Here is a 6,676-nt window from a genome sequence, read left to right on the forward strand (position 1 = left end):
ACCAGGTGCTCGGGGAGCAGCTCCTTGCCGGCCCCGCGGCGCAGCAGGTGGTCGGTGAGATCCTCGAGGCTGGGTGGGGGACCGGGCCGGGCCACGACGTACACGCACACCCGCTCCCCGAACACCTCGTCGGGCATCGGCACCGCCGCCACCATGGCCACCGCCGGGTGGGTGCCGACCTCGGCCTCGACCTGCCCGGCGCTGATGTTCTTCCCGCCCCGGATGATGATGTCGGACAGGCGCCCGACGATCCTCAGGTAACCGTCGGCATCGATCTCGGCCAGGTCCCCGGTGCGCATCCAGCCGTCGGCGGTCACCAGCCGGTCGTTGGCCTCGGGGTCGTCCCAGTAGCCGAGCGAGGTGGCCGGCCCCCGGCACACCGGCTCCCCGGGCCCCCCGGTGGCGGTGACGTCGTCATCCCCGTCGAGGAGGCGGACGTGCATGTCGGGGATGACCCGGCCGGCGGTGCGCAGGCGGTGGTCGCGGTCGTCGGCCACCGAGGTGTGGCTGAGGGCGCCGGTCTCGTTGGACCCGTAGAACTGGAGGACCCGGGCCCCGGTGCGGTCCTCGAACTCGGCGGCCCGCTCGTACGGCACCGCCTCCCCACCGGTGAACACGGCGCGCAGCGGTCCGAGGTCGACCCCACTCAGGGCCGGGTCGTTCAGCATCATGACCAGCTGGGTCGTGACGCAGGCCAGCACCGTGACCCGGAGCTCCCCGGCCAGGCGCAGGGCGTCGGTGGCGTTGAACCGGGGCATCACCGCAACGGGCGCGCCCAGCAGGGTCGGGGTGAAGTGCGCCGTCCAGAGCCCGAAGCCGAACGGGGCGGGGAGCAGGCTCATGAACACGTCGTCGCCGGTCATGGCGCCGGCCGAGACCGCCAGGCGGTGGAAGTACATCCACCGGCTCTGGGTGTGCATCACGCACTTGGGCAGACCGGTCGTGCCCGACGTCGAGTTCAACAGCCACAGCTCGTCGGTCCCGACGCCGGGGCGCTCCGGGACGGGCCGCGATGCGCCGGGTGCGTCGTCGGTGGCGGGGAGGTGCAGGAGGTCGAGCCCGCCCTCCCGGAGCCCGGCCACCACCTCGGCGGCGTCCCGCCCCGCCACCACCGGGGACGAGACCAGGGCGCGCGCTCCGCTGCGCTCGACCAGATGGCGGACCTCGGCCTCGCCGGCCCGGGGGCCGATCCCGACGATCACCAGCCCGGCCCGCTCGACGCCCAGGAACCACTCGTGGACGCCGGGCCCGTCCGGCAGCACGACCGCGACCCCGTCTCCGGGTTCGAGGCCGGCGGTCGCCAGCCGCCCGGCGTGCTCCCACCCGGCCCGGTCGTAGTCCTGCCACGTGGTCACCCGTCCCTCGCACAGGAAGGCGGGCCGGTCCGGGCGCGTGGCGGCGTGTCCGGCCACCACCTCGGAGAGCGTGGCCGTCAACGGCTCAGTAGCTCTCGGGATCCGCCTGGACCGACTCCGGTACCGGGTGGCGGTACAGCTCCGACGCGTTGCGCCAGGTGATGCGCTCGACGTCGGCGGCAGGCAGGTGACCGATCTCCTCCTCCAGCACCCGCTGGGTGTCGGGCCAGGTCGAGTCGCAGTGCGGATAGTCCGACTCCACCAGGATGTGGTCGACCCCGATGCGGTCCCGCACCGCGAACGACGACTGGTCCTCCACCGCGCAGAACCAGAAGTTGCGCTGGAGCACCTCCGCCGGCGTCAGATCGATGCCCGACCACGTGCCGTACATCTCGTGGTAGGAGAGCATGTGGTCGAGGCGGTCGAGCAGGCCCGCCACCCAGCCGATCCCCCCTTCCGACATGCAGATGCGCAGCTCGGGGAACCGCACCGGGATCCGGGAGTACAGCCAGTCCACGGCGGCGAACATGGCGTACCCGAAGAACAGGACCCCGATCACGTCCGGGGGGGCGTCGTCCGCCGTCGACGGGCTGATGCCCGACGACCCGATGTGCAGGTTCACGACCGTGCCGGTCTCGGCGCAGGCCCGCATGATCGGGTCCCAGTGGCCGGTGTGCAGCGACGGCAGTCCCAGATGCTGGGGGCCCTCCGAGAACGTCACCGCCTTGAAGCCCCGCTCGGCGTTGCGGCGGATCTCCTCCGCCCCCACCTCGGGATCGAGCAGGTAGGGGATCTGGCACGGGATGATCCGCTGGCGATCGGCTCCCGCCCACGCATCGAGGTGCCAGTCGTTCCACGCCCGCACCGCGGCCCGGGCCAGCTCGGAGTCAGGAGTCGAGAGTTGGAGGCGCTGGCCGCAGAACCCGGGGAGGAACGACGGGAAGTTCACCGATGCGTACACGCCGTTGATGTCCATGTCGCGGATGCGCGCCTCGATGTCCCACGCCCCCCGGCGCATCTCGTCGAAGCGGGTGGGCTCGAAGCTGTACTCGGTGACGGGCCGCCCGACCACGGCGTTGAACCCGACGTTCGGGATCTCCTGGCCGTCGTAGATCCAGACCTCCGAGCCGTCGTCCTTCTCGACCACCCGCGGGGCCCGCTCGGCCAGGCGACCGGGCACCCGGCCGGTGAAGGTGTCGGGGGGTTCGACGATGTGGTCGTCGGCCGAGATCACCGTGTAGCGCCGGGGCCGCCGCTCCGGCTCGGGGAGGAAGGTGGCCCGGCCCCGCTTCCCGCCCGTGGTGAACGACAGGTTGCGCTGGAGCTCCTCGATGTCGGCCACGGCGCGTCAGTCCAGGACGTCGGGCTCGTCGCGCAGCAGCCGGCGCACCGCCCCGTTCCAGTACAGCTCGCTGCCCCGGCCCAGCAACGACTGCTTCATCGCCTTCTGGACGTGCTCGGCGATCCGCATGGGCTCGGCGCCGAGGACCTTGACGTCGTAGTACAGCCGGCACATCCGCTCGAAGCTGGCCGAGCGGTAGACCGCCTCCTCGATCGTCGGGGCGGTGACGATCACCCCGTGGTTGGCGAGGATCACCACCGACTTGTCCCCGACGCGGTCGGCCAGCTTGGCGCCGAGGACCGGGTCGTCGATCTCCCCGTCGTACTCGGCCACGAAGCCCAGGTCGTCGAGGAACATGGACCCGGTCTGGTGGAGGGCCTCGGGGACCATGCCCACGGCGGCCAGGAGGGTGACGTGGTAGGGGTGGTTGTGCACCACCACGCGGGCGTCGGGCCGGCGGCGGTGGAGCTCGGTGTGGATCGGGATGGCCGGGGTCACGTCCCAGCGCCCGGCGACCACCGTCCCGTCGGCGTCGACCTGGCACACGTCCGACGCCGCCACCTCGTCCCACCACAGCCCCCACGGGTTCACGAGCATGGTGCCCGTCGAGTCGGGGTCCCAGGTGATGTGGCCGGCGATGTTCTCGCTGAACCCGGTGCGGGCCAGCACCCGGAAGGCGCAGGCCAGCTGCTGCTCCCGGGTCAGCTGCCGGCCGACGCCGGGCATGGCCCGGGGCCGCCAGGCGGCCCGCTCGGTGTCCGACTTGGTCATCCCGCCGAGGTTATGTCGTGGCGGGGACGGACCAGCACCTCGGGCACCCGCCCGTCGACGTCGGTGAAGCCGTAGGCCCGGGCCAGCTCCGCCGTGGTCCACGGCCGGCCGCTGCGGGCCATCACGCCGGGATCGGCGGCCAGGGCCGCCACCGCCCGCCCCGAGAATCGGGGGGACTCCGCCTGTCCGAGATCGAGGCCCGGGCCACCTCCGACCGCGAGGACCAGCCGGCCGTCGTCGCTCTCGACTGCGCCCATCGACGTGAACTCGGTGCGCACCAGGGCGGGCCAGATCGACACCACGGCCACCCCGCGGGGCCCCAGCTCGTGGGCCATGTCTGCGGTCATCTTGTCGACGGCCGCCTTGCCCGCGCCGTAGACGACGTTGTGGGCGTACTGGGCCGCGCCCGACGAGGACACGTTCACGACAACCCGCGGCGTCTGGTCGAACATGAGCGGGACCCCGAGCACGGTCGCGACGTAGTGAGACCGGGCCCCGATCCCCACGACCTGGTCCCACATCGCCGGGTCCAGCTCCCAGAACGGCCGGTTCAGCGCCGGTGCCAGGTCGGGCGACGAGTAGACGTTGTTGACGAGCACGTTCAGCCGGCCCTGCTCGGAGCGCACCTGCTCGAACAGCGCCCGCACCTGCGCGTCATCGTGGTGGTCGCAGCGCACCGCCACGCCCTTCCCGCCGAGCTCGTCGACCTCGCTGGCGGTCTCCCCGATGGTGCCGGGCAGGGCGCCGCCGGCGCCGGTCGTGCGACCGGTGACGTACACCGTGGCTCCGGCGGCCCCCAGCTCGAGGGCTATCCCCTTCCCTATGCCGCGGCTGGCGCCGGTGACCACCGCCACCGCGCCCTCGAGTGGTGCGCTCATCAGTTCCTCCCGAAGTGGCCTGGTCCTACGACGCCTTGCCCATGGACTCCCATGCCGTCCGCCGCTCGGCCAGGGGGTCGACCACCTGCCGCACCGGGTCGGCCAGGACCAGTGTGGAGCGCCCGGCCGGCTGCCAGCGGTCCCACCCGGAGGACAGGACACGGTCGGGGCGGCCGTCGCGCGCGAACGCCGCCCACGCCCGCCGCATCGTGGCCGACAGCTCCTCGGCGTCGGGTCCGGCTCCGAGGAACTCCCGCCATCCCTCCCGGTCGAAGGTCCCGAAGGTGAACGGGAGGTCCACGGCGTGGAACGAGCGCATCGGCGCCGCCCGGCCGCCGGGCTTCCACGCGAACGAGTAGGCACGGGTCTCCCCGCCGCCGCCGGCGGCGTGGGCGGCCAGCAGCTGCTCGGCCGGCACCCGCATGAGCCCGTCGGTCATCACCGCCCCCCAGACCTCGGCCGGACCTCCACCGTCCTCGCCCACCCAGCGCTCGTAGCTGGTCACCAGCTCGTCCACCGCGTCCGGGCCCGGGTCGTGGCCGACCGCCTGGCTCACCACGGGGTGCAGCACGGCCACCATCCGGGCGTGGTCGAGCGCGTCCATCCCCGCCACCGCGAACAGCTGCATCTCGTCCTCGCAAGTGCCGACGACGGCGGCCACAGGGACGCCCCGCCCGGCGCCGACGGCGGCCAGCGGGGGCTCGGCCACCACCAGGCCGTCGGGCACGGGGTGGAAAGGCATGGCCCCGACCGACGCCGCCAGTTCCGCCACCACCGCCTCCTGGGCGGCCAGCAGCCGCTCCACCTCGACGGCGGGCAGGCCCGCCCCGTCCGGGGGCAGCGAAAGGCGTTGGAGCAGCCGCTCCGCCACCAGGGCGGCCCGCTCCCGGTCGAGGGCCTGGCTCACGCCCGGGCTCTGCAGGATGGCGCGGTGGAACAGCCCGCCTGCGGCGGGGGCGGCCAGCAGGTGGAGGATGGCGCCGGCCCCGGCCGACTCCCCGAAGACCGTCACGTTGGCGGGATCGCCCCCGAAGGCGGCGGCGTTGGCCGCCACCCACCGGAGCGCCAGCATCAGGTCGCTCAGCCCGCAGTTGGGGGCCACCGCGTCCCCGGCGGCCGGGACGTAGAGGAAGCCGAGCGCCCCCAGCCGGTAGTTGGGGCTCACCACCACCACGTCCTGCTCCGCCGCCAGGCGGCCGGCGTCGTAGGTCGGGAGCGAGCAGGCGCCGATCCGGAAGGCGCCGCCCGGGACCCAGACCATGACCGGGCGCCGGGCTGCGGCGTCGAGGTCGGCCGGGGCCCAGACGTCGAGGTTGAGGCAGTCGGCCTCCGAGGTGGTCCCCGGAGAGGCGCCCGGGACCAGGCTGGACATGGGATCCCCGGGGGCCTGGGGCGGGGCCGGTCCCGGCTCCACCGCCGGGCGCACGCCCGACCAGGGCGGTGCCGGCTCGGGGGGACGGAAGCGCAGGGCCCCCACCGGCGCCGCCCCGAAGGGGACGCCCCGGAAGGCCAGCACGGGGGGCCCGCCCGGCCAGGCCTCGGCCACCCGCCCCGCCACCCGGCCGGCCGTGGTCTCGACCACTGGTTGGGGGGGACTGGAGGCGGGCACGGTCGTTCCAGCATGCTCGACCGGTGACCGCTCCGCTGGACCCGCGCCTGCCGGTCGTGGTCGGGGTGGCCGCCGCCGGCCCCGACGACGAGGGGCCCACACCGGTCGACCGAATGGCCCGGGCCGCCGAGCAGGCCGCGGCCGATGCCGGCGCCCCCGGCCTCCTGCCCGCCGTGGACCTGGTGCTGTGCCCCCGCGGCAGCTGGCCGTCCACCGACCCCGCCCGGGCCCTGGCCCGGCGCTTCGGCGCCGACCGGGCGCGCACGGTCGTGGCCGAGCTCGGGATCCTGCAGTCCACGCTCGTGTCCCGGGCGGCGGCGGCCGTGGTGTCGGGAGTGGCCGGCGTGGTGCTGGTCGCGGGCGGAGAGGCCCGCCGGCGCGCCTCACGCCAGGCGGCCGCGCCTGAGACCCCTTCCGACGCCGACGTCCCCGACCAGGTTCTGGCCCCGCAGGGCCGGATCATCTCCGCCGAGGAGATCGGGGCCGGGCTGCTCAACGCCCCCAGCCACTACGCCCTTCTGGAGAACGCCCGGCGGGGGGCGCTCGGGATCTCCCTCGACGACCACCTCGGTTCGATTGCCGAGCTGTGGTCGCGGTTCAGCGCGGTGGCCGCCGCCAACCCCCGGGCCGCCTTCCCCCGCCGGTGGACCGCAGATGAGCTGCGGTCCGAGGGGGAGGACAACCGGATGATCGCCTTCCCCTACCGGAAGTGGGAGGTGTC

6 protein-coding genes are annotated in these 6,676 nt (G+C 74.2%); 1 reads left to right on the top strand and 5 read right to left on the bottom strand.

From position 1 onward, the window contains the following. From VFW24_01965 to VFW24_01985, 5 genes are all read right to left on the bottom strand, one after another. The coding region (locus VFW24_01965) for a class I adenylate-forming enzyme family protein (protein HEX5265513.1) at positions 1–1,436 on the bottom strand (1,436 nt) is incomplete at its 3' end. A 4-nt stretch (positions 1,437–1,440) separates the two neighbouring features. Next, positions 1,441–2,697 carry an amidohydrolase family protein gene (locus VFW24_01970; protein HEX5265514.1) on the bottom strand — a complete coding sequence of 419 codons (1,257 nt, stop codon included), beginning with the start codon at positions 2,695–2,697 and terminating at the stop codon, positions 1,441–1,443. Between the two features lie 6 nt (positions 2,698–2,703). Further along, the gene (locus VFW24_01975; GenBank protein HEX5265515.1) at positions 2,704–3,468 is read right to left on the bottom strand and encodes a class II aldolase/adducin family protein; all 765 of its coding nucleotides are present in this window, start codon (positions 3,466–3,468) and stop codon (positions 2,704–2,706) included. After that, a complete protein-coding gene (locus VFW24_01980) occupies positions 3,465–4,346 on the bottom strand; it encodes an SDR family NAD(P)-dependent oxidoreductase (GenBank protein HEX5265516.1) in 882 nt (293 codons plus the stop codon). The genes VFW24_01975 and VFW24_01980 overlap by 4 nt, the downstream gene beginning before the upstream one ends. A 25-nt stretch (positions 4,347–4,371) precedes the next feature. Beyond that, entirely contained in the window at positions 4,372–5,928 is a 1,557-nt protein-coding gene (locus VFW24_01985; GenBank protein ID HEX5265517.1) for a carboxylesterase family protein, read from the bottom strand. A 50-nt stretch (positions 5,929–5,978) separates the two neighbouring features. On the opposite strand from VFW24_01985, the gene VFW24_01990 reads away from it, so the two are divergent. Beyond that, positions 5,979–6,676 (top strand): hypothetical protein (locus tag VFW24_01990; protein HEX5265518.1); only part of this gene is annotated, 698 nt, incomplete at its 3' end.

The organism is Acidimicrobiales bacterium, from assembly GCA_036273495.1.
Lineage (GTDB): Bacteria > Actinomycetota > Acidimicrobiia > Acidimicrobiales > JAJPHE01 > DASSEU01.

What these genes read in the sequence shown, in the direction of transcription:
- VFW24_01975 (HEX5265515.1), bottom strand. Translation starts at nt 3,468, where the DNA reads ATGACCAAGTCGGACACCGAGCGGGCCGCCTGGCGGCCCCGGGCCATG.
- VFW24_01980 (HEX5265516.1), bottom strand. Translation starts at nt 4,346, where the DNA reads ATGAGCGCACCACTCGAGGGCGCGGTGGCGGTGGTCACCGGCGCCAGC.